This window comes from Neolewinella maritima (assembly GCF_923081025.1).
GTDB lineage: Bacteria > Bacteroidota > Bacteroidia > Chitinophagales > Saprospiraceae > Neolewinella > Neolewinella maritima.
On the sequence record NZ_CAKLPZ010000001.1, the window covers coordinates 252,995 to 278,128 of the forward strand.

18 protein-coding genes are annotated in these 25,134 nt (G+C 61.4%); 5 read left to right on the forward strand and 13 right to left on the reverse strand.

The features are described 5' to 3' along the window. Nucleotides 1–41 precede the first annotated feature (41 nt). Complete coding sequence (locus MJQ68_RS01095; RefSeq protein WP_238749125.1) at nucleotides 42–1,025, reverse strand: ThuA domain-containing protein; 984 nt, start codon at nucleotides 1,023–1,025, stop codon at nucleotides 42–44. A gap of 28 nt (nucleotides 1,026–1,053) precedes the next feature. Then, the gene (locus tag MJQ68_RS01100; RefSeq protein WP_238749126.1) at nucleotides 1,054–4,203 is read right to left on the reverse strand and encodes a PVC-type heme-binding CxxCH protein; all 3,150 of its coding nucleotides are present in this window, start codon (nucleotides 4,201–4,203) and stop codon (nucleotides 1,054–1,056) included. Between the two features lie 139 nt (nucleotides 4,204–4,342). On the opposite strand from MJQ68_RS01100, the gene MJQ68_RS01105 reads away from it, so the two are divergent. Then, nucleotides 4,343–4,642: a hypothetical protein gene (locus tag MJQ68_RS01105; RefSeq protein ID WP_238749127.1), complete on the forward strand. Its 300-nt coding sequence runs from the start codon at nucleotides 4,343–4,345 to the stop codon at nucleotides 4,640–4,642. A gap of 18 nt (nucleotides 4,643–4,660) precedes the next feature. Here MJQ68_RS01105 and hemW read toward each other — a convergent pair whose 3' ends face one another. From hemW to MJQ68_RS01125, 4 genes are read right to left on the reverse strand one after another with little or no spacing between them, the layout of a single operon-like run. Continuing rightward, a complete protein-coding gene (hemW, locus tag MJQ68_RS01110; RefSeq protein WP_238749128.1) occupies nucleotides 4,661–5,824 on the reverse strand; it encodes a radical SAM family heme chaperone HemW in 1,164 nt (387 codons plus the stop codon). A gap of 19 nt (nucleotides 5,825–5,843) precedes the next feature. After that, nucleotides 5,844–6,455, reverse strand: a complete 612-nt coding sequence (locus tag MJQ68_RS01115; protein WP_238749129.1) for a tetratricopeptide repeat protein — start codon at nucleotides 6,453–6,455, stop codon at nucleotides 5,844–5,846. A gap of 38 nt (nucleotides 6,456–6,493) precedes the next feature. Beyond that, nucleotides 6,494–7,360: a twin-arginine translocase subunit TatC gene (tatC, locus tag MJQ68_RS01120; protein ID WP_238749130.1), complete on the reverse strand. Its 867-nt coding sequence runs from the start codon at nucleotides 7,358–7,360 to the stop codon at nucleotides 6,494–6,496. A gap of 21 nt (nucleotides 7,361–7,381) precedes the next feature. After that, nucleotides 7,382–8,242 carry an SDR family oxidoreductase gene (locus MJQ68_RS01125; protein ID WP_238749131.1) on the reverse strand — a complete coding sequence of 287 codons (861 nt, stop codon included), beginning with the start codon at nucleotides 8,240–8,242 and terminating at the stop codon, nucleotides 7,382–7,384. A gap of 202 nt (nucleotides 8,243–8,444) precedes the next feature. Between MJQ68_RS01125 and MJQ68_RS01130 the strand changes: the two genes are divergently transcribed. Beyond that, a complete protein-coding gene (locus MJQ68_RS01130) occupies nucleotides 8,445–9,113 on the forward strand; it encodes an ABC transporter ATP-binding protein (protein ID WP_238749132.1) in 669 nt (222 codons plus the stop codon). After that, entirely contained in the window at nucleotides 9,100–10,377 is a 1,278-nt protein-coding gene (locus MJQ68_RS01135) for an ABC transporter permease (protein WP_238749133.1), read from the forward strand. Before MJQ68_RS01130 ends, MJQ68_RS01135 begins: the two co-directional genes overlap by 14 nt. Nucleotides 10,378–10,487: 110 nt before the next feature. Here MJQ68_RS01135 and MJQ68_RS01140 read toward each other — a convergent pair whose 3' ends face one another. The 5 genes from MJQ68_RS01140 to MJQ68_RS01160 form a co-directional block, all read right to left on the reverse strand. Next, nucleotides 10,488–12,203 carry a GMC oxidoreductase gene (locus tag MJQ68_RS01140; protein ID WP_238749134.1) on the reverse strand — a complete coding sequence of 572 codons (1,716 nt, stop codon included), beginning with the start codon at nucleotides 12,201–12,203 and terminating at the stop codon, nucleotides 10,488–10,490. A 213-nt stretch (nucleotides 12,204–12,416) separates the two neighbouring features. After that, complete coding sequence (locus tag MJQ68_RS01145; protein ID WP_238749135.1) at nucleotides 12,417–13,034, reverse strand: gluconate 2-dehydrogenase subunit 3 family protein; 618 nt, start codon at nucleotides 13,032–13,034, stop codon at nucleotides 12,417–12,419. A 6-nt stretch (nucleotides 13,035–13,040) separates the two neighbouring features. Continuing rightward, complete coding sequence (locus MJQ68_RS01150; protein ID WP_238749136.1) at nucleotides 13,041–14,762, reverse strand: GMC oxidoreductase; 1,722 nt, start codon at nucleotides 14,760–14,762, stop codon at nucleotides 13,041–13,043. A gap of 110 nt (nucleotides 14,763–14,872) precedes the next feature. Beyond that, nucleotides 14,873–16,213 carry a lytic transglycosylase domain-containing protein gene (locus MJQ68_RS01155; RefSeq protein WP_238749137.1) on the reverse strand — a complete coding sequence of 447 codons (1,341 nt, stop codon included), beginning with the start codon at nucleotides 16,211–16,213 and terminating at the stop codon, nucleotides 14,873–14,875. Nucleotides 16,214–16,265: 52 nt separating this feature from the next. Then, a complete protein-coding gene (locus MJQ68_RS01160) occupies nucleotides 16,266–17,351 on the reverse strand; it encodes an alpha/beta hydrolase-fold protein (protein ID WP_238749138.1) in 1,086 nt (361 codons plus the stop codon). A gap of 172 nt (nucleotides 17,352–17,523) precedes the next feature. Here MJQ68_RS01160 and MJQ68_RS01165 point away from each other — a divergent pair, with 172 nt between their 5' ends. Then, nucleotides 17,524–18,414, forward strand: a complete 891-nt coding sequence (locus MJQ68_RS01165) for an NHL repeat-containing protein (protein ID WP_238749139.1) — start codon at nucleotides 17,524–17,526, stop codon at nucleotides 18,412–18,414. On the opposite strand, the gene MJQ68_RS01170 is transcribed toward MJQ68_RS01165, so the two are convergent. Continuing rightward, nucleotides 18,411–19,406, reverse strand: a complete 996-nt coding sequence (locus tag MJQ68_RS01170; RefSeq protein WP_238749140.1) for a hypothetical protein — start codon at nucleotides 19,404–19,406, stop codon at nucleotides 18,411–18,413. The genes MJQ68_RS01165 and MJQ68_RS01170 overlap by 4 nt on opposite strands. Nucleotides 19,407–19,408: 2 nt before the next feature. Then, nucleotides 19,409–20,791: an MBL fold metallo-hydrolase RNA specificity domain-containing protein gene (locus tag MJQ68_RS01175; protein WP_238749141.1), complete on the reverse strand. Its 1,383-nt coding sequence runs from the start codon at nucleotides 20,789–20,791 to the stop codon at nucleotides 19,409–19,411. A gap of 270 nt (nucleotides 20,792–21,061) precedes the next feature. Between MJQ68_RS01175 and MJQ68_RS01180 the strand changes: the two genes are divergently transcribed. Further along, the gene (locus tag MJQ68_RS01180; protein ID WP_238749142.1) at nucleotides 21,062–25,084 is read left to right on the forward strand and encodes a choice-of-anchor Q domain-containing protein; all 4,023 of its coding nucleotides are present in this window, start codon (nucleotides 21,062–21,064) and stop codon (nucleotides 25,082–25,084) included. Nucleotides 25,085–25,134: the final 50 nt, after the last annotated feature.

Below are 25,134 nucleotides of genomic sequence, written 5' to 3' on the forward strand. Positions count from 1 at the left end.
TGCCGGAGGCAGCTTTTTACTCCGCTGCCGGAGGCAGCTTTTTACTCCGGACGAACGCCTTGTTTGTATACTTCCCCGAAGCCGGAATTATTGGGTGTGTAGGTACCGATAGTGGTGGCATCCGCACCGTCCTCGGGGATATCGTCTTCCCGGCCCAGGGCCCAGTAGATACCGTTCAGGGCGAGCTTGCGCATCGACTCCTCCCGGAAGTCGTAGGGGTGCCCGAGGGTAGTGAAGAACACCCGGGCCGGGATGCCGCTCGTGCCGGTGTAGGTCTTGGTCCAGGCTACGGGCTGGTCCAGGGGGTATTCGTCCAGCTTCCCGTCGGCCTCCTGCTTGGAGCGCAGGCTATGCCCCATCAGGATGGGATCACTGTCGCCGCTCAGTTTCCAATCGCCACCATCCACGTGGTAGAGCCAGCTGTACGCTTCAAAGGGCTCGAAGCCGCGCAGGATGGGGTTGTCCTCCTTACCCTCCCGGACCGTCACATCGGTCAGCTTCCCGTGGCCGTCCTCGAAGTGGCCGTGGTGTACGATCCACTGCTGGCCGAACACCCGCGTGGGCCAGTCATCGTTGAGCACCATCAGGGCACTGTCCTTTTCCTCCACGTACTTGAAGGTGTGGGTGGCGGTGCGGAAGCCCACCAGGGGCCGACCGCTCTCGGCGTAGTCGGTGATCTTGCGGGCCATCTCAGCGGGCAGCTGCCGGTAGCGGGCGAAGACCACCATCAGGTCGGCATCGGCCAGCTCGTCTAGCTGGGATATGCTGTAGACGTTGTTGGGGTCGATCACGCCGGCGGAGTCCAGGGAGTAGCCGACGACCGTCTGCACGTCCATATTATTCTCCAGCATCCGGGCGAGCATCGGCATGGATTCTTCACTGCGGTACTCCTCGTCGCCGGTTACGAACACTACTTTAGGGCGGTCCGCAGGGGGCACCTCACCACCCGATTGCACGGTACTGTTAGTGGCGGGGCCGCAGGTGCAAAGGAACAGGAGTAAAAACAGACTGGTTAGGTACTTCACGGGAGTAGTGTTGAAGGGAGTGGATCTGTTACTTCTTGCCCGGCATCGGATGTTCCCGTAGGAGCTCTGCGGCCTGGTACATCCCCTCCCGGCCGGCGGTAGCGGTGCGTACGGTGCCGATCTGCTCGGGCTTGATCATGCTGGCTTCATTGCCGAAGGCATTGCGCACGTAGGTAAGTACGGCGGCCATCTCTTCGTTGCTCATCAGTCCGCCGTAGGCCGTCATGGGCACTTGTCCGTCGTACGGCTTACCCAGTACCTCGATGGGACCGTAGAGGCCGTACATCACGAGTTTGATGAGCCGCTCGGGATCGCCCGTCACCCAGGCCGAGCCGGCCAGGGGCGGATACCCGGTGGCGGCCAGGCCCTGCCCATTCTTCTGGTGGCAGGTCTGGCAGTAGGCCTCGCGGCTATACAGCTCCTCGCCCAGCGCATAAGCTCTGGCGATGGGGCTGTCGGGGTCCTCGGCAATACTACCGGTGGGTTCGGTGTAGGCCTCCCCGGCGACCTGGGCGTACGCATTGCGCAGGATGTTTTCGGTAAGGGCATCGGTGGGCTGTTGTTCTGCTACTGACAGTACCTCCTCGGCTGCCTCAGGATCTAGCCAGGTAGCGGCTATTAGAGCTTCCATACGCACGCGGCTATCGGAGTCTTGGGCCAATGCCAGTAGGCGCTCCCGCTCGTCGTCGAGTTGATGACCCATATAGCGCACCACCCGGGCGGCGGCGGCGCGCAGCTGGGGGTCGGCGGACCGGGTAGCCGCATCGAGGATGTCAGTATCTAATTGGTCCGCACCCCAACCCACGAAGAGTGCTTCGCGGAGGTAGGCGGCGTAGTTGGCATCAGTAGTGTCTAAATCAGCTACCCATTTTCGGGTGGCGGTCATCACTTCCGCGGCATCGCGTTCGCGTAGTACGCGGCGCGTCCGGTAGCGCGTCCGGTACTCCGGCAGCTTCAGGTTGTCGAGCAGTTCAGGAATGCTGGCACCGGCCACCTTCGCTTCCTCGACGAGGGGGCGACCGGGGTAGGTGATGCGGTACACCCGGCCGTGGACGTGGTCACGCAGAGGATCGCGGGCATTGTGCTGCATGTGGCCGACGAGAACATTGTGCCAGTCCACGAGGTAAAGGCTGCCATCGGGGGCAAACTCCATGTCGACTGGCCGGAAGCTGCCGTCGGTGCTGGTGAGTAGGTCCTGCCGCCACCGGGTCCCGAAGCCCGTCCCCGCGTCGTACAGCCGGTGTTGCTTGGTACCCAGGAAGCCGATGGTGTTATTGATCAGCAGGTCGCCCTGTACCTCGTCGGGGAAGTGGCGGCTGCTTACGATCTCCAGTCCGGACGTAGGCCGCACCATGTGCTCCTGCTCGATCAGGTTATCGGCCATGGGGCTATTGACGGCGTAGACGGGTTTCATCGTCGAGGGCAGCATCCAGCGTACATTGGGGTCGCTGGTGTGGGCAAATATGGGCTGCCCCCAGTCGTCGAAGATGATACCCCAGGGGTTGGGGATGGCGATCTGCGCGGTCCGCTCCAAGTGCCGGCGCCCGGGGTTAAAGCGATAAAAGCCCCCATTCGTAGCGCGTACCGGCCCGTGGGGCGTCTCGACATTAGTGTGTAGGAATACCCCCTCGGCCATATATATCCCCCCGGCCGGGTCGGCTTCGTAGGCGCTGATGTTGTGGTGGGTATCGTGGTCGTCGAATCCGCTCAGCACGATCTCGCGGTAGTCGGCTACATCGTCCCCGTCGGTATCCTTTAGAAAGACCAGGTTCGTGCCCTGGGAGACGTACACGCCGCCCCCGCCGAACTCGAAGCCGACGGGCAGGTGCAGGCTATCGGCCCAGACCTTCAGTTCGTCCGCCTTGCCGTCCTTGTCGGTATCCTCCAGAATGACCAGCTTATCGTTGGGTAGCTCGTCGCCCGGCCGGTAGTGTGGATAGCTGGGCATGACGCTGACCCAGAGCCGCCCCTGGTCGTCCCAGTTCATCTGAGCGGGATTGGCCAGTAGGGGGAAGTCTTCTTCGGAGGCGAACAGCTCCAGGCGGTAGCCGGGTGCTACGGTGAAGCTGGCCATCAGCTCCTCGCCGTAGAGGTAGCGCACGTCTTCGGGGGCTTCCACTTCGTAGTTTGTCTTTACCGGGGGCAGGGGGATGGTCTGCTCATCCGCCCGGACCACATCGAAGTCTTCCCCCGCCAGCCGGGCCCAGATGGCCTCATCGCGGTTGCGCGTCATTTGCCGCACCTTGGTGATCTCGTAGGGGTAGTTGTCGGGTCCGTAGGGTTTGAAGCGGCGGCCGTAGACGTGTACACCATTTGGCATCTTGAAGTCGAGGAGCCAGAATTCGTTTTTTTCCTTTACTGCCGCGAGGAGCTCCTTGTCCTCTTCCACGGGCTCCCGATTAAAGAGCTGCTGGTTGAGGTAGTTAGCTAGTTTGCGGTAGCCCGTGTCGTTGAGGCTGATGCCATCGGTGGTTAGCCTATCCTCCTGCATCCACTCCAGCGAGGGGGTATATACGTCCACGAAGGGCACTTCGTTGTCCGCGGCGATGTCGCGCATGGCCCGGGTGTACAGCTCCAGGCGCTCGTTCTCCGCAGTGCCGTCGGGCAGGCCCAACTCGGCGGAGTTCTCGTAGGCCAGGGGGGAGACCAGTATCAGTTGGGGAGCACCTACGCCATTATACTGCTGCGCCTGTGTGTGACGAATGAAGCTTTCGAGCTCCAGAGCGAATTTGGTCAGGCCCTCCCGTCCGGCATAGCTCTCGTTGAGCCCGAAGAAGGCGATCACCACATCAGCATCCAGGCTGTCAAGCCACTGGTCTTCGGTGGGAAAGAAGCCCTCGCTGCCACTCTGCTTGCTGAGGTCCGGATTGAAGTCCTCCGCCCCGGGAAAGGCCCAGGGCGAAACCCGGCTGGCGTGGGGACGAAAGCCGGCCGTGTTCCCCGGGTCGCACATATTCCGCACGGTCAGCCGTGCATCCGGAAACTGCTGGTACAGGGCCGTTTCGAAGTGCCCGAAGTAGGCCATGCGGCTACAGAGGTTATTGCCGATGAGCACGACGTGGTCGCCCTGCGCGAGCACGACGGGGCCGGGGGGGGATTCAGTCTTACAGCCCCACAGTAGCAGGGTAATCAGGAGGAGTGCTAAACGGTAGATCACGAGCGGTGCATTCGACTGCATAAGGTAGGGACTCCGTAGCGAATTCGTCGGAATACCGTCTGCATGTATCCTGCTTGGTCGTACTTCCCCAAGGATACGTCGAAGGCGTAGTGCCCGGGCCCACCATTGCTCCTATGTTGAACGTATAAAATAATTTATCATGGGATTCGGAGGAGCCGCTGCCGCAATGAATGCAGCCATTAAACGCAACGCCGCGCTGCGGGGCAAGCGGTCTTTTTTAGGCGGTATAAAACGACCGGCCGGTCCGCTGGATCAAAGCTACAGCGTGGATCAGCCCGCTTCGGACGCTACCCGCAAGACCCTCCGCGAGCGCTACCGTCAGGACGTCAGGGCAGAACGTCGCCATGAGTGGATGCTTACGCTGATCGGTCTGGTAGTCGGGCTGCTGCTGGCCGCATACATCTGGGGCATTGTATCGGACGGTCTGCTCTCGGGATAATCTTGATTCTAGGCGGCTCTAGACGAAGCCGTCCGCTGCTACGCCGTCCGCTACTTCCAGTCCCTGCCGACTCAGTCGGTAGGTAGCGGTCTGGTCAGGCGATAGTACGTTACCCTTCTGTAGGTGGGGCTTCATTTCAGTGACGAAGTGCCTACCCAGCTCCTCTCCGTACCGCTCGATCAGCTCGGATAGGGCAATGCCCTCCGTGCGCCTGAGTCCGGTCATCACGTACTCGTTGTAGCGGTCTTGCTCGCTCAGCACTTCTTCTTCGTACAGTAGGGGGGCGGCATTGAGGTAGTCTGCCTGTGTATGTACGTCCGCCCATACGTTGGCGTAGCGGGCGTTGTTGCTCACGTTCCAGCGGCGGCGGTAGGCTCCGTCGAAGCTGTGAGCGCCCGGTCCGATCCCCAAATAGGGCTGTCCGGTCCAGTAGCCGCTATTGTGCCGGCTGCGGTGGCCGGGCCGCGCGAAGTTGCTGATCTCGTACTGCTCGAAGCTCCGGTCCGTCAAGTGATCGATCAGCATGCCGAACTGGGTAGCGAAGCGTGTATCGCTGGTATCCGGCACCGCACCGGTAGCTACCCGGTGGCCTAAGGCGGTCTTAGGCTCTACCGTCAGGGCGTAGGAGGCAATGTGGTTCACCCCCAGCTCGGTGGCCAGCTCTAGGTTGCGCTGCCAGGTGGCGTCGCTGGTCGTCTGTCCGCCGTAGATCAGATCGATGCTCAGGTTGTCGAAACCGGCGGCCCGCACTCGCTGCACGGCCGTCAGGGCCTGCCGGGCGTCGTGGGCCCGGTGCATGAACCGGAGGTCTGCCTCGTCGAAGCTCTGAATGCCGATACTCAGCCGGTTTACGGGGCTGGCGGCCAGGGTGGCGACGAGCTCGTCCGTCAGGTCGTCCGGATTCGCCTCCAGGGTGATCTCGGTACCTGCGTCCCCGCCCCAGTAACCCGCCTGCTGGATTGCGGAAAACAAGCGATCCAGTTCCGCAGCCGAGAGCAGGGAGGGGGTGCCTCCGCCGAAGTAGATGGTGGGGACGCTTCCCGCAGGAAGCTCCTGCCGCCGCACTCTTAGTTCCCGCACGAGCCCGTCCAGTACCGCTTCCCGTTGCTTCAGGTTGGTGCTGAAGTGGAAGTTGCAGTAGCTACACGCTTGCTTGCAGAAGGGGATGTGGAGGTAGAGCACTTGGCGGGGTGGTCATGGGCTACCGTCCCTTGGGCCGACGGCGCTTGCCGCCCCGGCTCATCATCTGGTGGCCCTGCTTGCCCATGCGCTGGGCGGCCTTGACTTGTCCGGATTGCTTGAGGGCATTGTCGAGCATATCCATCTGCTCGACGATCTGGGGCAGTTTGACGTTGGTGTCGCGAGCGGCCTTGAGGTATTTCTTGGCGGCGGGGAAGTTCTTGCGATTGGCTTCGATCTGCGCGAGCTGGAGCTTCAGCATCGCCTTTTCGTTGGCGGTGGGCACGTCGATGGCGTCGGCCTGCTTGAGGTAGCCCTCGGCGGCGTTGAGGTCCTTGCGGCTCAGTGCGATGGTGCCGCGCATCATGTAGTAGAACGCGCGGTTGGCGCTATAGAGCCACTCCGGCTTGAGGGTCAGGTTGAGGAGCTGCTCGCCGCGGGCGAAGTCCTGTACCTGCACCGCCTTGGCGGCCGGGCCTACCGTGCCGAGGAAAATATAGCCCGCGAACAGGATGATGCCCGCCAGCAGGAACGGAAAGCCGTACCAGAACCCGAAGGCGATCCACAGCGCGATGCCACCGAGCACGCCGGCGGCAATAAGCGCGAAACGGATATAGGGAGGAATGATAAACATGGATATAATTTTATAGACGTTGCACCTGCGTACCCGCCCTACTGGAGGGACGCTTCGTACTGGCGCTGGGCGCGTTTGGCGACAAAGATGGAGATTTCGTAGAGGCCGTAGAGCGGTACGCCGATCAGGATCTGAGTGACGACGTCCGGAGGGGTCAACAGGGCAGCCAGAATAAGGATGCCGACCAGACTATGGCGCCGGTACTGCCGCATGGATTCCGCCGTCACGAGTCCGAACTTGGCCAGGAAGTACACCAGCACCGGCAGCTCGAAGATGAGGGCCGCCGGTAGGGTAAACATGATCATGTAGCCGATCACCGATGCCATCTGCGGCTGATTGACCGCGCCGCCCACCTCGAAGCCCATCAGGAAGTTGGTGCCGAAGGGCGCCACGATGAAGAATCCAAAGGCCACCCCAATGAAGAACAGCAGCGAGCAGATGAGGATCACCCAGCGCGTAGCCTTCTGCTCGGCGGGGTAGAGGCCCGGACGGATGAACGACCAAATCTCATAAAACACGTACGGAAAGCCGATCACGAACCCGCCCACGAAGGCCATCTTTACCGACGTGATAAACATCTCCCCAAACTCGATGGCCTGCACCAGCACATTGGGGGCCTCCATACAGAGCGCGCCACCGGTACCTAGCCAGTCGGACAGGCGGCAGAGGGCACGGTAGCTGGGGAAGTCATCGTTGAGGGGGCCGAAGAGAACGTACCGAAAGTACCAGTCGCGGAAGATGAACAGCACCACGCCGCAGACACAGATCGCGATCAATGCCCGCATCACGTGCCAGCGCAGCTCCTCCAGGTGGTCGATGAAGGTCATCTCCTGCTCCTGTTCGGGGACGGGTTTGCCGTCCGTGTCGTATTTCCAAGTGTCTACGTCCTGTTGGTCGAGTGGCATGGGGCGAAGGTACCGCGATTATCAGAGAAGAAATTCGTGAACGGCCGCGGCGCTGTACTCCCACAGGCGGCGGGCGAGTTGCTCGTTGCGGGCCGTAGGACTGGGCTTGACCAGGCACTGGTTGGGGTTGAAGTAGCGGCCGCTTACCTCGCGCACTTCCGGGCTGCTGGCCAGGTAGACACTCGTATCCGCCCCGCGCGAGGGAGTCTTGGCAAAGGGCTTGTACATCGACCAAACGGCCTTGGTGAACAGCTTACCCTTTTTGTTGGCCAGGCTCGTACCCACTACGCCGGGGTGCAGGCAGTTGGTAGTGAGCTCGCTGCCATGCCGCCGGTCCAGTTCCTTGGTGAACAGTACGTTGGCCAGCTTGCTCTGGGCGTAGGCGCGGGTGCCGTCGTAGGCCTTCTCGCCGCGCTCGCCGCGCAGGTTGCCGAAGTCAATGCCCCCCTTGGTGTGCATGGCGCTACTCACGTTAATGACCCGACTACAGAGCTTGGAGCACTGCATGGCCGGCATGAGGTTGAGGGTGAGCAGGAAGTGGCCCAGGTGGTTGACGCCGAACTGAAGTTCGTAGCCCTGGCTGGTCAGTTCCAGGCTGCCGCAGTAGACACCGGCGTTGTTGATGAGTACGTCGAGCCGCGGGTGCTCGGCCAGGAAGAGTTCGCTGGCGGCGCGCACGCTGTGCAGGTCGGCCAGGTCCAGGGGCAGGGTATCGATGTGTTCGTTGCCGGTGGTCTCTACGAGCCAGTCGGCGGTGCGCTGCGCCTTGGTTTCGCTGCGGCAGGCTAGCACGAGGTGAGCGCCCTTACGGGCCAGTCGTTCGGCGGTTGCCTTCCCGATGCCGTCGTTCGCTCCCGTGATGAGTACGGTCTTGTCTTGCATAGCCACTGTGGGGATAAACGTTTGGGGTGGGGGAAAGGGTTTAGACCGCTACGCGGGTAGATCGCCTGCGGCGGGTTTAGACCCCTTCGGGGGTAGACCGCTTTCAGCGGGTTAGATCACCTTCGGCTCGGTAGATCGCTTCGCTCGTTAGGCGGTAGGTGTGCGGGGGCGCGGGTGCGGGGGAATGTGCCTACTTTGCGGGATGCTCGTAACTAGTCGGCTGACGTATCGGTACGGGGAGGGTGGACCGACGTTCCGCTTTCCTGATCTGCGGGTGGGGGTGAGTGAGCCGGCGCTGCTGTTGGGCCCCAGCGGGTCGGGGAAGTCTACCTGGCTGCACTTGCTGGCCGGTATCCTTACGCCGGAGAGCGGTAGTATGGAGCTGGCGGGTACGGATTACGCTCAGCTAGGGGGGGCGGCACTGGATCGCTTTCGGGGTCAGCAGATCGGTTTGGTGCTGCAGCGGCCGTACTTCCTGGAGGCGCTCACTGTGCGGGAGAACCTGGCGATTGCGCGGCGTACGGCCGGTCTGCCGGCGGATGCAACGATCATACACAGTACCCTCGAGCAGTTGGGTATAGACCGGTATGCGGATCGCCGGCCCACTCAGTTGAGTGTGGGGGAGCAGCAGCGGGTGATGATCGCCCGGGCGCTGGTCAATCAGCCCAAGCTTATTCTGGCCGACGAACCGACCAGCGCGTTGGATAAGGTGAATGCGCAGCGGGTCAGTGACCTACTCCGTAGCCGGGCGGCCGAGCTGGGGGCCGTGCTGGTCGTGGTGACCCACGATGAGCGGCTGCGGGCAGATTTTACGCAGGTGGTCGAACTACGGCCCGTCACCGATCAAGCTACCGCCCGTGTCGATCCTTAGTCTCGCCCTCCGCAACCTGCTGTACCGACCCTGGACTACGGCGCTGAGTCTGCTCCTGGCTGCCCTGGGGGCCGGCCTGATCAGTCTGATCCTGTTGCTGAACTGGCAGCTGGAGCAGCAATTCGACCGCAACCTGGCCGGCATCAACCTGGTCGTAGGAGCTAAGGGAAGTCCCCTGCAGCTGATGATGTCGAGCATGTACCACATCAGTTCGCCCACTGGCAACGTACCGCTCGATAAGGTTAAGCCCTTCCTGAACCCCGCCCACCCCTACATCTCGCTGGGCGTGCCGCTTTCGCTGGGGGACAGCTACCGCGGCCGCCGCATCGTGGGTACGCGTCCGACCTTCCTCCAGCTCTACGGCGCTGAACTGAGCGAAGGCGCCATGTGGACCGCACCAATGGACGTAGTAGCCGGAGCCTCCGCCGCCCGGGAGCTGGGCCTGCAGCTCGGCGACACCTTCCGGAGTAGCCATGGCCTGGTAGAGGATGATGACCTGACCCACCGTGATGCGCCGCCCTTCCGGGTGGTCGGTATCCTGGGCCCGACGGGGACGGTCGCCGATCTCGTACTCCTCACCCCGACCGAAAGCCTCTGGGCCGTCCACGATACTCACGATACGCACGACGCGACTGCCCAGCACGACGACCACGATCACGACACCGGACCTGCGCACGCGCCCGCTTACGACGTCACGCAGCCCCTGATGGACTACACGGATAAGATCATCACCTCCGTGCTCATTCAGTTTAAGGGCAACAGCATCACGGCCCTCAATATGCAGCGCAGCATCAACGAGAATACCGAGATGCAGGCCGTCACGCCCTCCATCCAGCTGGCCGAGCTGTACGCTACGGTGGGGCAGGGGGAGCAGGTGCTGCGGCAGCTCGGCTACGTGGTGGTCGGCGTGAGCATCCTCAGTATTTTCATCGGACTGTACAGCTCACTGGACCGGCGGCGGGGGGAGCTGGCCCTGCTGCGTAGCCTGGGGGCGGGCCCAAGCAAACTCTTCGGTCTGTTGCTAATGGAGGGTACGTTTACCGCGGTCGCGGGTGCGCTGCTCGGACTGCTGCTGAGTCATGCCGGCCTGGCCCTTATCGCGCGCTATTTCTCGCAGGCCTACCGCTATGATTTTCAGCGGCTGGTGTTTCTGCCGGAGGAGTACTGGCTGCTGGCCGGTGCGGTGGTGGTCGGGGTACTGGCGGCTAGCGTACCGGCCTGGCGGGCGGCGCGTACGGATGTGCACCGGACGTTGGCACAATAAACGGTCGAGCGGCCTCCGGTCCGAGAATCCAACGTACTGATGAAGTGGCGGAGCCACTTTATGAATCTATAGTGTACTCGGACCGGAGGCCACTCGACCTTGACTATTACCTACAGCACCCCATTCTTTTTCAACTCCCTATCCATATAGTCGACGGCCCGGGCGGTCATGGCCATGTAGGTGATGGAGGGGTTCTGGGTGCCGGAGCTGACCATAAAGCTGCCGTCGGTGACGAATACGTTCGGTACGGCGTGTACCTGGTTCCACTTGTTGAGTACGCTGGTCTTGGGATCGCGGCCCATGCGGGCGGTGCCCATTTCGTGAATGGCGGCCCCTACGGCGGTGGGGTTGTTATGGACGCTGATGTTCTTGTAGCCGGCGGCCTCCATCATTTCCTGTAGGCAGGCTACGCCGTCGGCGCGCAGCTTGGTTTCGTTGTCCTTGAGTCCGGCATCGAAGACCAGACGGGGTACGCCGTACTGATCGGTCTCGGTCTCGTGCAGCGACATCTGGTTGTCGTGGTAGGGCAGCAACTCGCCGAAGCAGGTGGCGGCAAACATCCAGTCCCCGGGCTCGGTGATGGCTTTTTTGAAGTCCGGTCCGATCGGGGCGTTCAGGTTGGTGGCCCGGCTGAGTCCACCCTGGTAGCCGAAGCCGCGGATGTAGTCCGTCCGCTCGGTCGCTTTGTTGATGTTGCGGAAGCGGGGGATGTAGAAGCCACCGTTCGGCTTACGGCCCTTGTAGTACTTGTCCTTCATGCCATCGAAGGTGGCGTAGCCGCCCATGCCGTAGTGATGGTCCATGATGTTGTGGCCCAGTTCACCGCTGTCGTTACCCAGTCCGTCCGGGAAGCGCTCCGACTTGCTGTTGAGCAGGATAGCGGTGGAGCCGATCGTGCTGGCGTTGCAGAATACGACCGAGCTGAAGTACTCCCGCGTCTCCTTGGTCTCGGCGTCGATGACGCGTACTCCGGTAGCCCGCTGGGTGGCATCGTCGAAGATGATGGAGTGGACGATGCTGTCGGCCATCAGCGTAAACTTGCCCGTATCGTTGGCGACCGGGATGGTCGAGGACAGGCTGCTGAAGTATCCGCCGTACGGGCAGCCCCGCCAGCAGCGGTTGCGGGCCTGACACTGTCCGCGGGTACCGTGGTGGAGCTCGGGGATGTATTTGGTCAGGTTAGCGGTGCGGCCGGGCGTGATGATGCGCTCGGGAAAGGCCTTCTCTACGGCCTGCTTGAATTGGTCTTCGGCGCAGTTGAGGTCGAAGGGGGGGAGGAATTCACCGTCGGGCAGGTGGGCCAGGCCCTCTTTCTTGCCTTGCACGCCGACGAACTTCTCTACATAGCTGTACCAGGGTTCGATGTCAGCGTAGCGGATGGGCCAGTCGATGGCGATGCCGTCCTTCATATTGGCCTCGAAGTCCAGGTCGCTCCAGCGGTAACAGTGCCGGCCCCACATGATGGAGCGTCCGCCTACGTGGTGACCGCGGATCCAGTCGAAGCGCTGCTTCTCGTCGTACTCGTACTCGTCGTCCTTGACGATCCAGTGCTTGTTGTCCTGCTTCACCCACCAGTTCAGGCGGTTCTGCTTGTAGTAGTGGGCGGCAATCTCTTCGCGCGGTACGATATTTTGGTAGTCCAGGTCCCAGGTATCCAGGTTCGCCGTCGGATACTCGTTGTGCTTGACCATCCGGCCCCGCTCGAGCATCAGTACGCTGTAGCCTTTCTTGCACAGCTCCATCGCCGCGTACCCACCGCTGATGCCGGAGCCGATGACGATGGCGTCGTAGGTGACGGTTTGGTCTGCTTGGGAGTTGAACTTCATGTAGGTGGATTTAGATCGCCTGTCGGCTTGTTAGATCGCTTCGCTTGGTAGATCGCCTGTCGGCTCGTTAGACCCTTCGGGGTAGATCGCTTCGCTCATTAGATCGCCTGTCGGCTCGTTAGACCCTTCGGGGTAGACCGCTGACGCGGGTAGATGGTCTGACCCGCGAAGCAGTCTAGTGAGGGTGCAGCGATCTTCAGGGCGAGGGCTCTTCTAGATAGCCCAGGCTTTTCCTCCGGTAAGCTCCTGTAGGTCGCCGCAGGGGATGTACTCTCCGGGGACGGGTAGGTAGGCGAGTACTTCGGTGCCGATGGGTTCGGAGTTGAACCAGGCGCCGACGATCTGTGCCTTGAGGTCGAAGTAGGTGTCTTTGGCGCTGACGTCGGTGGCGGGGAGCGTGTTCCAGTCGGTATCAGGGTTTTTGTAGTGGAGGTCCTGATCCTGTAGATAGACCAGTGCCTTGTCTGTATCGAGCTGGCGGAAGCCGGCGTCGGCGTTGTCGGCGTCCATTTTGCGCATCAGTTCCTTGAGGCCGTCGCGGAACTTGTCGCGCGACTCCTCGTCGTAGACCTCGCCGACCATCTTGTCGACCATCTCGGGGGCACCTACGTCGAGAGCGCCGGGGGTGTCCGTACGGGGGATGATGATATCGGCCAGTTTGCTGATGTACTCGTACTCGTCTTCGTTGAAGAAGGAGGGCGAGTAGGTGGCCTCACCGGCCGCGACGGCTTCGTCGCGTTTGCAACCGGCGAGGAGGGCGGAGGCGACGGGTCCGGTGACGGCGACGCCGGCCAGGTAAGCGGTATACCGCAGTAGTTCTCTTCTTTTCATCCTGTATTAGATGTTCATCTTTTTGAGTTCGTTGACGGCATGGTCGGCCGCCCGTGCGGTAAAGGCCATGTAAGTCAGGGAGGGGTTCACGCAGGCGGCGGAGGTCATGAAGGCACCGTCGGTCATATAAACGTTCGGGGCGGCCCAGAGCCGGTTGTGCTTATCTACTACGCTGTTGCGGGGGTTGCTGCCCATGCGGGCCATTCCCATCTCGTGGATACCGAGGCCGGGGAAGGAGTGTGCGTTGTAGGTGCTCACGTTCTTCATACCGGCGGCTTCGAGCATCTCGGCCGCGTCGTTCATCATGTCGTCGACCATGGCGTACTCGTTCTCGCCCCACTTGGCGTTGAAGACGAGGGTCGGCAGACCGTCCTTATCGAGGGTGTCGCGGTCGATGGTCATGCGGTTGTTGGTGTCCGGCAGGGTCTCGGCGAAGGCGGTCAGGCCCATCGTCCACTTACCGGGGCGCAGCAGGGATTGCTTGAGCTCGGGGCCGATCTTGACGTTCATTTCGCGCACGTTCTGTGCCCAGCTGCCGCGTCCTGCGCCGCCCTGGTAGCCCCAGCCGCGGAGGTAGTCCTTCTTGCTGGCCCGGTCGCCCAGGTTCTGGTAGCGGGGGATGTATACGCCATTAGGTTTGCGGCCCTTTTCGATGCGGTCGCCAAATTCGTCGGTATCGCCGGAGGCGCCTACGCGGAAGTGGTGGTCCATGATGTTGCCACCGAGCTCGCCGCTGGTGTCCAGGGTTACTTCTTCCTCATGCTCCGTATTCATCACGATGTAGGAGCTCGGGATGGCCGAGGCGCACAGGAAGACGACCTTGGCGTAGGCCTCGTGGTCTTCACCGGTCTCGGAATCGCGGAAGCGGACGCCCTTGGCGCGCTTGTTCTCCTTATCGTAAATCAGGGAGTACACGGAGCTGTTGGGGCGCAGCGTCAGGTTGCCGGTCTCCTGGGCCACGGGGATGGTCGAGGATACGCTGCTGAAGTAGCCGCCGTAGGGACAGCCCCGAATACAGCGGTTGCGGTACTGACACTGCCCGCGGGTGCCTTTGTGCACGGCGGGATCATAGGCAGTAAGGTGCGCCACGCGGCCGGCGGTGACGGTACGGCCGTTCATGTTTTCGGCTACGCCCTTGCGGAACTTGTCTTCTACGCAGTTGAGGGGCATCATGGGTAAAAACTTACCGTCGGGTAGCTGGGATAGTCCCAGCAGTTCACCGCTGATGCCGGCGAAGGTCTCTACGTAGTCGTACCAGGGGGCGATGTCCGTATAGCCTACCGGCCAGGGGGTACCTACACCATCCTTGGCATTGGCCTGGAAGTCCATCTCGGACCAGCGGTAGCTGTGACGGCCCCACATGATGGAGCGGCCGCCGACGTGGTAGCCCCGCATCCAGTCGAAGCGTTCTTTTTCACCGTAGGGGTGCTCGTCGTCCTTGACGAACCAGTGCTTGCTGGCCTCCTTTACCGTATAGCCGGTCCGGTTCTGCTTTTGGTAGTGCTCCTTGATCTCTTCGGCCGAGGTACGTCCTAGATTTTCCATATCCCACTCGTCCAGGTTGGCGGTGGGGTAGTCGTTGTGCTTGACCATGCGGCCCTTTTCCAGCACCAGCGTCCGGAGTCCTTTTTCGCACAGTTCCTTAGCGGCCCAGCCTCCGCTGATTCCGGTGCCGACAACTATGGCGTCGTAAGTGACCTCAGCGTCACCCTGTGAGTTAAATTTCATGTGATCGATTTCTGTGCCGCCCGTTTTGCGCGGGGCGGTAAAATAAGAATAAAGTTAGGGGCGAAGTGTTGTAGCGAATACTTTTCCCCGTTAACCCACGTGCCAAGAAATTAGCGTTGGAATAGCTGCCACCACCGCCGCGCCTCCTCTGGCTCGGTATAGTAGGGCTCGGGCACGTCAGTGAGGTACGCGTGGAAGGAAGTCGGGATGCGCGGCTGTGCGTCGGCGGCCAAGCGGGTAGCCGGCGGCGGAATATCCCGGGTCCGCGTATCGTAGGGCTGGAATACTTCTACCTCGTAGTAGTAAAAGGTCTCTCCAACGGCTACCGTATCCAGTTCGCCCCGGTCGCTCCAGATCACCAACCGGTCTACCGCCTGATCGTAGCGTGCGGCGACCTGACGGGCTGTACTGTCCCCCTCCTCCACCGGCGCTTCCCGGCGTACATAGTAGCGGTCGGCGTTCAGCTCCCCTTCAGCTAACAGGGGGTGCGACCAGGGCAGTTCGATGGCGTCCTCGCGCACGCCGGCCGGATGTAGGGCCAGGTATTCTCGCATGGCCGGTACGACCCGTCGGGGGAGTTGGAGCAGGTGGCCTCCCCGTAGGCCCGGCAGGTAGCCCCGCAGGTACTGGGGGTTCATCTCGATGACGACCTCCGGCCGCAGGCCCGTCACCTGAGCTACGCGGTAGAGGCTGAGCTCCCGGCGGATCAGGATCCGCTCCGTCAGTTGGTCGTCGAGGGGGATCTGAGTGGCGGGTAGGCCGTAGTCCTGGTGGTAGCTCATCAGGAACACCGCGGCGATGAAGCTCGGTACGTAACTGCGCGTCTCCCGCGGCAGGAAGCGGCGCAGTGTCCAGTAATTACGGCTACCGGAGCGGCGGATAGCCCGGTTCACGTTGCCCGGGCCCGAGTTGTAGGCAGCCAGCGCCAGCGCCCAGTCGCCGTAGCGGTCGAATTGGATGCGCAGGTAGTCCAGTCCGGCCGCGCAGCCCAGGGTGGGGTCGAGCCGCTCGTCCAGTTCATCGTTGACGATCAGCCCCAGTTCGCGCGCCGTACCCGGCATGAGCTGCCAGAGGCCCGCCGCACCGACCCGGCTGATGGCCCAGGACCGCAGGGCACTCTCTACTATACTGAGGTGCTTGAGCTCCAGGGGGAGATCGGCAGCGACCAGTTGTTCTTCGAAAATGGGGTAGAAGCGGGCCGAGCGGGCCAGCATACGGCCGCTGGCGATGGGCCAGTCCTGCAGGTAGTTGACGATTCTACGGTACACCGCATCGTCCACCCGGTACTCGAGAAAGGACTGATCGATCGCACCCAGCCGGCGCTCTACCTCGTCACGGCTCAGCTCAATGATCTGGCGTGCCTGTCGTTCGGCCGCCGCCTCGCTCATCGCTCCCAGACAGGGCAACAGGCAGAAGGTCAGACAAACGGATAAGTAGGTACGTAGCAACAAGGGCGTAGAACTAAGGTGACGGATCGGCGGATCGCAAGATAAAGAAAAGACCTCAGCGGTCAGCAAAATAGAGCCACTCGATGGCCCGGGGAAACTCCCGGCCCCAGCGCGCCTCGTTGTGCTGCCCCAGGGGATCGACGGCCATATTAAGTTCTAGCTTCGTAGTGCCGGTCTGCGCCAGCAGCTGATCGCGGAAGCGCTCCATATTGGGTACCATGGTCTGACTTTCCGCCTCCCCACCGTAGAGGTAGATGCGCCCCCGGTAGCGGTGAGTAAATTTCATCAGGGTGAAGGGGATGTCGGGTGTCACCCAGAGGCTCGGACTGAACACCATGATCCGCTCGTACACATTGGGGTAGAGGATACCGGCGTAAATACTGATGAGCCCCCCCAAAGAGCTGCCCCCGATACCCGTGTGCTCGGGTTCCGGCTTCGTACGGAAGTGCTGATCGATGTAGGGTTTGAGCCGTTCGGCCAGAAAGCGGGTGTAGGCCCGGCCGTCCCCCTTGCCCAGCCGGTTGCGGAAGGCGGGGGTGAACTCACTCACCCGCTGGGCCTCGGCGTGGTCGATGGCCACGATGATCAGATCGCCCATGCCGCGCTCGGCCAGACTGGCCATGCGCTTGTCTACCCCCCAACTGCCGTAGGGTGCGTAGTCGTCGAAGAGGTTCTGCCCGTCCTGCAGGTAGAGTACCGGGTAGTGCTTGTCGGTCTCGTAGTAGTCGTGGGGCAGCAGGGCGGCCACCCGGCGCGTGCGGATGAGCTCCGGGATCTCAAAGTCCTGACTGATCACCTCGATGCGCGGCAGCAGTTCGGTCTGGTACTGTAGGCCGGGGCTGGCCCAGTTTTCTACCTTGTCGGGTATCCGCCAGGTTTCACCGGTCTGCCGCGTGTGGTTGAGTGCGTTTTGACCGTGGGCTCCCAGTTCTACCCCCTCCCAGCCACCGCGGGTGTACTTATACTCTACTTTCTTCTGCGGATCGTCGAAGTGGAAGGTACGGCGGTAGGTCCCCGGTTTGTCGTCCGCTTCGAGGCGGTAGGCGGCATCGCCGGCCGTCCAGTTATTAAAGGTGCCGGCCACGTACACCGGCCGGTCGTCGTCGGTAGTGGTGATCAATTTGAGGGTCCGCTGGGGCATAGTGGGGAATAACGTAAAGGCTCCAAGAAAGGTCAGGGCGGGTACAAAAACAACGGTACGGAAGTACCGCAGGTACGCTCCGTCACAAAACGTTTGACCACCCACAGGTTCAATCCGAAAATCCGTGCACAATCCGTGCCCTACTTCCGAGGAATCCGTGTTTAACTCCGACATGCCACCCCAACTTGCCCCTTTCAACGTACTCCGCACCGGCGTTCCCGCCCTCCTGCTGCTACTCCTGACGGCCGCCTGCTCGACCACCGCGCCGCGTAAATTTAGTCTGCCCGCCCGCATCAGCGAGGCCTCCGGACTGGTGATCGACGGCGACGACTTCATCTGGCACAATGACAGCGGCGACGGACCCTACCTCTATACCACCGACCGGACCGGAAAACTACTGCGTACCGATACTCTAAACGCCCGCGCCAGCGACTACGAAGACCTGGCCATGGACGAAAACGGACTGCTCTACGTAGGCGACTTCGGCAACAACCGCGGGCAGCGTGAAGTAGAAACCGTGTACCGCTACGACCGCAGCACCCGCCGGACCGACTCCATCACCTACACCTATCCCGGGCAGGACGCCCAGGGCCGCCTCGCCCCCGGCAACTACGACTGCGAAGCCATGGTAGTAGATCAGGGAAAGGTGCACCTGTTCACGAAGGATATGCTCTTCGGGCCCCGGCAATTTTACGTGAAGCACTATACGGTGCCCGCCACGCCGGGTCACTACGAGGCGGAGCTGGTCGATAGCCTCTACCTGCCCCGCCGGGTGGTAACGGGCGCCGCGCTGGACCGCCACACCAAAGAGCTGTTTCTGATCGCCTACAACTTCCGGATGCTGCTGGGCTTCCTACCGAGTAGTTCGGCCTCGCTGATCACACTGAGCGACTATCCGGATGAGCGGTTCCTGAGTGGTACGGTCCGGCGGCGCAACCTGAGCTGGGCCGTGCCGACGCAGCACGAGGCGGTAGCGGTATACGACGAGGACTACCTATATATAGGGGCGGAGGCCACGAAGTTGCGACGACACGCGATCGGGCGGCGGATACGGCGGCGCTAGTCCGCCCACTGGCGGCTGCCCATCCGATAAAAAATGATCCGCTCACTTTTCACCCCCGCAATCTGCGGCCACAGGCCGTCAGCTAAGCGTAAGGCCGCGTCCCGGCCCGCCACCTCTCGCCGGATCAGGTCGCCACGGTAGAGGTACAGCCCCCCGTAGTAGGTAGACCGCTCCACCTGGTACCGCAGCGGGCCGAGAGCGGCAAAGCGTGCCGTATCGGCGAGCTCCGCCAGGTCCGGCTCGTTAATAAGGTAGGCCAGCTGCCCGCGCCGGTACACTGCCGCCCAGTCGTAGACCGCCACGGCCAGGTCGAGCGGAAGCGGGTAGGGGGGCTGGTCCTTTACGTAAGCCGAAATGATCCGTGGATCGACGATCGAGTTGTCGGTCTCCCAGCGGCCTAGTTCGCCGGTGTTGTAGGCCATGAGTACGGCCCGGTCTACGGGGGGGACACCCTGCACTGCGCGATCGCGGTACTGGTGCAGGCGCACCGTGCAGCTGATGGTCTTACCGGGAAGCAATTCGCGCAGGTGTGTGAGGAAGTCGAAGTAAGCGATGCGCGTACCGGCCGTCCAGTCGCAGTCGAGCTGCAGCTCGGCGAAGGGGTAGGGGAAGCTGCGGTCGAGCAGGGCGGTGATGTCTTCAGCTAGCGTATCTGCCGGATGCTGGAATACTTCATTGGTGATGAATATGATGGGTACGGCTACTACTGCAAGCGTATTGTCTGAGGTCTGTAGAACAGCCGCCGGCTCGGCCCGCCCCTGCTCCCAGCTCACGTCGAATGCCTTGATGTACAGTCGGTCCGCCTGGTGCGCGTGGAGCAAACTGTCATTGACCTTCAACTGAGTCTCCCAGTGATAAAAGCTATAGCTCGGCGGATGCACTTCGGAGGTACAGCCCGCCAGCAGAAAGAACAACCCTACACCAAGCTGCCACACCAGCCTCCGTGCCCCTCCGTGCCCCACCTCCGTGCCCTCCGTGTTTAACCCTACCACACCTACAATACCACCACATCCCCCAACTCAGGCGCCACCACCTCCCGAAAACCAGCCCGCCCCAGGCTCTCGCTAAACGGCTCCATCCGGTCCAGCGTACCGTGCACCAGGAACACCTTCTTACACGTGTCCTGCTGTCCGTTCAGAAAGTGGATAAGCTCGGAGCGATCGGCGTGCGCACTGAAGGAGTCCATCACGACCACCTCGGCCCGCAGGTCATGGTAGCGGCCGTAGAGCTTCATGCCGTCTACCCCGTCGCGCACCTTACCGCCGGGGGTGCCAGGGGCGCAGTAGCCGACGATGAAGATGGTATTCTTAGGATCGCCCATCGTATTGGCCAGGTGATGCTTGCTGCGTCCGGCGTTCATCATGCCGCTGGCACTAATGATGATGGCCGCCCCGTCGAGGTAGTTGAGGGCCTTACTTTCCTCCACGCTCTGGGTGTAGGTGAGGTCGTTGAAGCCGAAGGGGTTGCTGTCGTGCAGCAGGTAGGTCTGCAGCTGACTGTCGTAGCACTCCGGGTGGGCACCGAAGACGGTCGTGGCGTTCACCGCCAGCGGACTATCCACAAATACCGGGATCTTCGGCAGCTTACCGCTGCTTTCGAGCTGGTCCAGCATGTAGACGATCTCCTGCGTCCGTCCCACGCTGAAGGCGGGGATCAGCAGTTTGCCGCCCCGCTCCGCCGTACGCTTAATGATCTCCAGGAAGCGGGCCATCTCATTGGGCGGCAACTCGTGCTCGCGGTCGCCGTAGGTGGATTCGCAGATCAGGTAGTCGCAGTCCGGCAGCTTGACCGGGTCGCGCAGGATCGGCCGGTTGGGGCGGCCCACGTCGCCGGTGAAGCCCACGGTGGTCGTCTTGCCATTTTCGGTCACCCGCAGGGTCACGCTGGCGCTACCCAGAATATGACCGGCGTCGCGAAATTGCAGCTCCACACCCGGCCGCACCTCACTCCAAGTGCCGTAGGGCAAGCCTACGAAGCGCTCCATGGTGGGCTTCACGTCCTTGCGCACGTACAGCGGCTCGCGGCGGTCGTCGTTCTTCTTATTGTAGTACTCCGCATCCTTTTCCTGGATGAAGGCCGAGTCCAGCAGCAGGATCGCGCAGAGGCTCCGCGTAGCGTGGGTGGCGTAGATGCGTCCCCGAAAGCCGTCCTTGACCAGTTTGGGCACCCGTCCGCTGTGGTCGATGTGCGCGTGACTCAGCACCAGTACGTCGATCTCCGCCGGGTCGAAGGCGAAGGTCTGGTTGAAGTCCTCCATGTCCTTATTCCGTCCCTGGTACAGTCCGCAGTCGAGCAGGATCTTACAGCCGTCGTCGAGGGTCAGCAGGTGGGCCGAGCCGGTGACTTCCTGGGCGGCTCCGTGAAAGGTTAGGGTCAAAATACAAGGGGTTAAGGGGTGAGGGAGTGAAGGGGTTAAGGCGGGCGGGGCCGCGGGTGCAAGGTAGGGTACGGGGGCAGGAGCGGATTGCTAGCCATGTCCTTAGTATTAAATTTCGCTTCTCTCCACCCAAGAACGGTGATAACCAATAAAATAAAGGATGCTAAAAAATTTAAGCTAAGGAAACAATAAATATGAAGAACTTCATTTGGTTTAACTGCGTAAGTTGTGAATGATCGCACGGTGTGTGATCTTAATTCACATCTACCTATGCAACACAACTACCTACTACGCTGCTGCCTCCTGCTGGCCGTCAGCCTTTTTTCACTCAACCTAAGCCTGGCGGCTACGCTACCGGTCACCTCGACAGCAGACGATGGTGACGGTACCCTGCGCCAAGCTGTCCGTCAGGCCCAGCCGGGCGATACGATCGTTTTCGCTGCGCGTACCGACCGTAGGGCGATCACCCTACGTACCGTTATCAATATCGAGAAGGACCTCGTGGTACTCGGTAACGGCATGGACGCTACCTACCTCCGGGGAAATAACACCAACCGGGCATTCTCTGTCCGCAAGGGCGCCAGTGTGGTCATCAAGGATCTGCGCATCTACGATGGACTGGAGCGGATCGGCGGCGGACTACGCGTACGGGCGACCAGTACCCTGGAGATCGAGCGCGTCTACATCTATGACTGTATCGCCAACGGACCCGTCGCTACCCAGGGTGGCGGCGCGGTGTACAACGAGGGTGTGCTGACCATCAAGGCGTCGAAACTGATGAACAATGCCGCTACCGGTCCGGCCGGCTCCGGGGGGGCTGTTTTCAATGCCCTCGGCGCTACGCTCACTATCATGGGCAGCCGCATTGAACGCAACGTCGCAAATCGTGCCGGTGGCGGTATCGAGGACGCATCGGGTAGCGGCTCGATGGTACTGATTTCGGAGACGCGCATCAACCGTAACGTGGTAAACACAGCCCCCGGCAACGGTGGCGGTATCCATATCGGTAGCGACGGTGACCTGACCCTCATCGGTGGTACGATAGACCTCAACGAAGCCGGTCAGGAAGGCGGCGGCGTCTGGAACGGCACCGGTACCCTGACGATTCAGAATACCCTGGTTCGCCAGAATGTAGCGAAGGGTAAGGCAGCCGATAACGGCGGCGGTGGACTGTACAACAACGGAGGAGGTACCATCGTACTGAGCGACAACGCCCGTATTCTCAACAACAAAGCAACCGGCATGTCCGGCAGCGGTGGTGGTATTCTCAACAACACCGGAGCTACGCTGCGCATCACCGACTCACAAGTGTCGGGCAACGAGGCCAACCGCGCCGGCGGCGGTATCGAAGATGCTTCCGGAGCAGCCTCAGCCTTCACGATCACCAACTCTAGTATTGACGACAACGTAGTCAATACCGCCCCGGGTAATGGGGGGGGTATCCACATTGGAGGCGATGGCAGCCTGACCGTTTCGGGCGGCTCGGTCTCTGGCAACTCGGCGGGAGCCGAGGGGGGTGGTATCTGGAATAACCTGGGTACACTCACGGTCACCGATCGGGCACGCATCCGCAGTAACGTGGCCATGGGCGACGATGCCGACATGGGCGGCGGTGGACTGTATAACAACGGTGGCGGTACTATCGTGGTCAGCAACGGAGTAAGCATCCGCGGTAATAAGGCAACGGGCACCTCCGGCAGCGGAGGGGGCATTCTCAATAATACGGGAGCTACCCTGCGTATCGCAAATAGCCGCATCGAAGCCAATACGGCCAACCGGGCCGGCGGCGGTATCGAGGACGCATCGGGCGCCGCATCCACCTTCACCATCAGTAGTACTACGATCGACCGTAACGTAGTCAATACCGCTCCCGGTAACGGCGGCGGCATTCACATTGGCGGCGACGGTGATCTCACCATCATGAATTCCATTGTCACCGGCAACATGGCCGGACAGGAAGGCGGCGGTATCTGGAACGGCGCCGGTACGCTCACGGTATCGGCTACCGAGATCAGCGACAATACCGGAATGGGTGATGACGCCGATGACGGCGGCGGCGGCCTGTTCAACAACGGTATGGGTACCATACTGGTAAACAACTCGCAGATCTTACGGAATCGCGCTACCGGTACTTCCGGCAGCGGCGGCGGTATTCTGAACAATACGGCTGCTACGCTGACCATCACGGACAGCCGCATCGAGCGCAACGAAGCCAATCGCGCCGGCGGTGGTATCGAGGACGCCTCGGGCAATACTACCCTGGTATCGATCACCAATACCCGGATCAACCGCAACGTAGTCAATACCGCTCCGGGTAACGGTGGGGGTATCCACGTGGGCAGCAATGGCGACGTGATGCTCACCGGCGGTACGGTAGATCTTAACGAGGCCGGTCAGGAAGGCGGAGGACTCTGGAATGGTGCCGGTACGATGACCGTCAGCAACACCCTGATCCGCAACAACGTAGCTAAGGGCGACGATGCCAATGATGGCGGTGGCGGCTTGTTCAATAACGGCGGTGGTACCATCGTACTGCGCAGTAACACCCGGGTATTCGGTAACAAAGCCACCGGTACTTCCGGCAGCGGCGGCGGTATCCTCAACAACATGGGTGCTGCGCTACGGATCACCGACTCGCAGGTATCCGACAACGAGGCCAATCGCGCCGGTGGAGGCATCGAGGATGCCTCAGGTGCTACCACCGAATTTACGGTGACCAACACTGCTATCGAGCGTAACGTAGTCAATACCGCCCCGGGTAACGGCGGCGGCATCCACATCGGTAGCGATGGCGACCTGACGATCACCGGTGGCATGGTCAATAACAATACGGCTGGCCAGGAAGGCGGCGGTATCTGGAACAGCGTTGGCACCACTACGGTGAATAATGTGCTGATCCGCGATAACGTAGCACTAGGTGATGATGCCGATGACGGCGGCGGTGGCCTGTTCAACAATGGCGGTACGCTAGTAGTGAATGCTGCCAGACTGCACGGCAACCAGGCGACCGGTACCTCCGGTTCGGGCGGCGCGCTGCTCAGCACCGGTGGGTCGGTCCGCATCGACCGCGGTACCATCCGCAACAACACCGCTAACCGTGCCGGTGGCGGCGTAGAAGTCATTGACGGTAGCTACGCATCTACTGCCGTCGTCTATGATGGCAACGACGCCGGTAGTGCGCCCGGTAACGGGGGAGCCTTCCACGTCACGGGTATGATGAGTACCGTGGATATCACCGGAGGCTCGATCACCAATAATACCGCAGCTAACGAAGGCGGCGGAGTTTGGAATCAATCCGGTACGATGATGAGCCTGATGAAGGTCAGCATCCGCAGTAATACGGTCACGGATGAGGGTACGCTGGAGACGCGCGTAGCCGGTGCCGGTGTATTTAACAACGGAGGCATTCTGGACATTGAGTCCTCAACGATCGCCGACAATCGCATGACCGGTAAAATCACCGCAGGTGGTGGTATCGCCAACAATACGGGTGGCACCCTTACCCTGCTGCAGTCTACTGTATCGGGCAACCAGGGCGGACTGGCCGGCGGCGGCATCGCCAACGATGGGACTATGGAGATCGTAAACTCTACGATCGCCATGAACAACGCCCGCGGCGGCGGCGGCTTCGCCCAGGCTACCCACTCGGCCAGCCTGACCATCACCGGTACCATCATCGCACAAAACTCCGCTAACCTGGCCCGCGATTTTGCTACCGTAGCTGGTATGGTCACCTCCAATGGATACAACCTCATCGGCGAAGACCTCTTCAATCAGTTTCCGGCAACGGCCACCGACAAGGAGAACGTACCCGCCGCACTCTTCCCGCTCGCCGACAATGGTGGAATGACGATGACCCACGCGCTGCGTTGTGTGAGTCCCGCCGTCGATATGGGCGATCCGGATGACGAGTCCGTCGATCAGATCGACCAGGCCGTATTCGGTGCGCGGCGTGATATCGGCTCGTTCGAGCGGCAGTCGGCCTGTGGTCAGAATGCCCCCGCGGTAGCGGCCGGTGAGCCCACTACGGCTTCCACTAGCACCACTGGTGGCACGCTCAGTGTATTCCCCAATCCAGCTGCCACCGACTACCTGATGGTAAACCTACCCGCCCACTTCACGGGTGATGTAGGGCTGAAAATTACGGGTATGGACGGTCGGGTACGTAACGCCGGTACCATCCAATCGCAGCAGCACCGGCTTGATCTGAGTGCCTACGCTACGGGGACCTACACCCTGCAGGTGATCAACGGCGACGAGGTACAGAGTATCCGCTTCGTGGTGAGCCGGTAGTGGATTAGTATTTATCCTAGATTAGCACAAGGGTACGTTGCCCCGGTTCA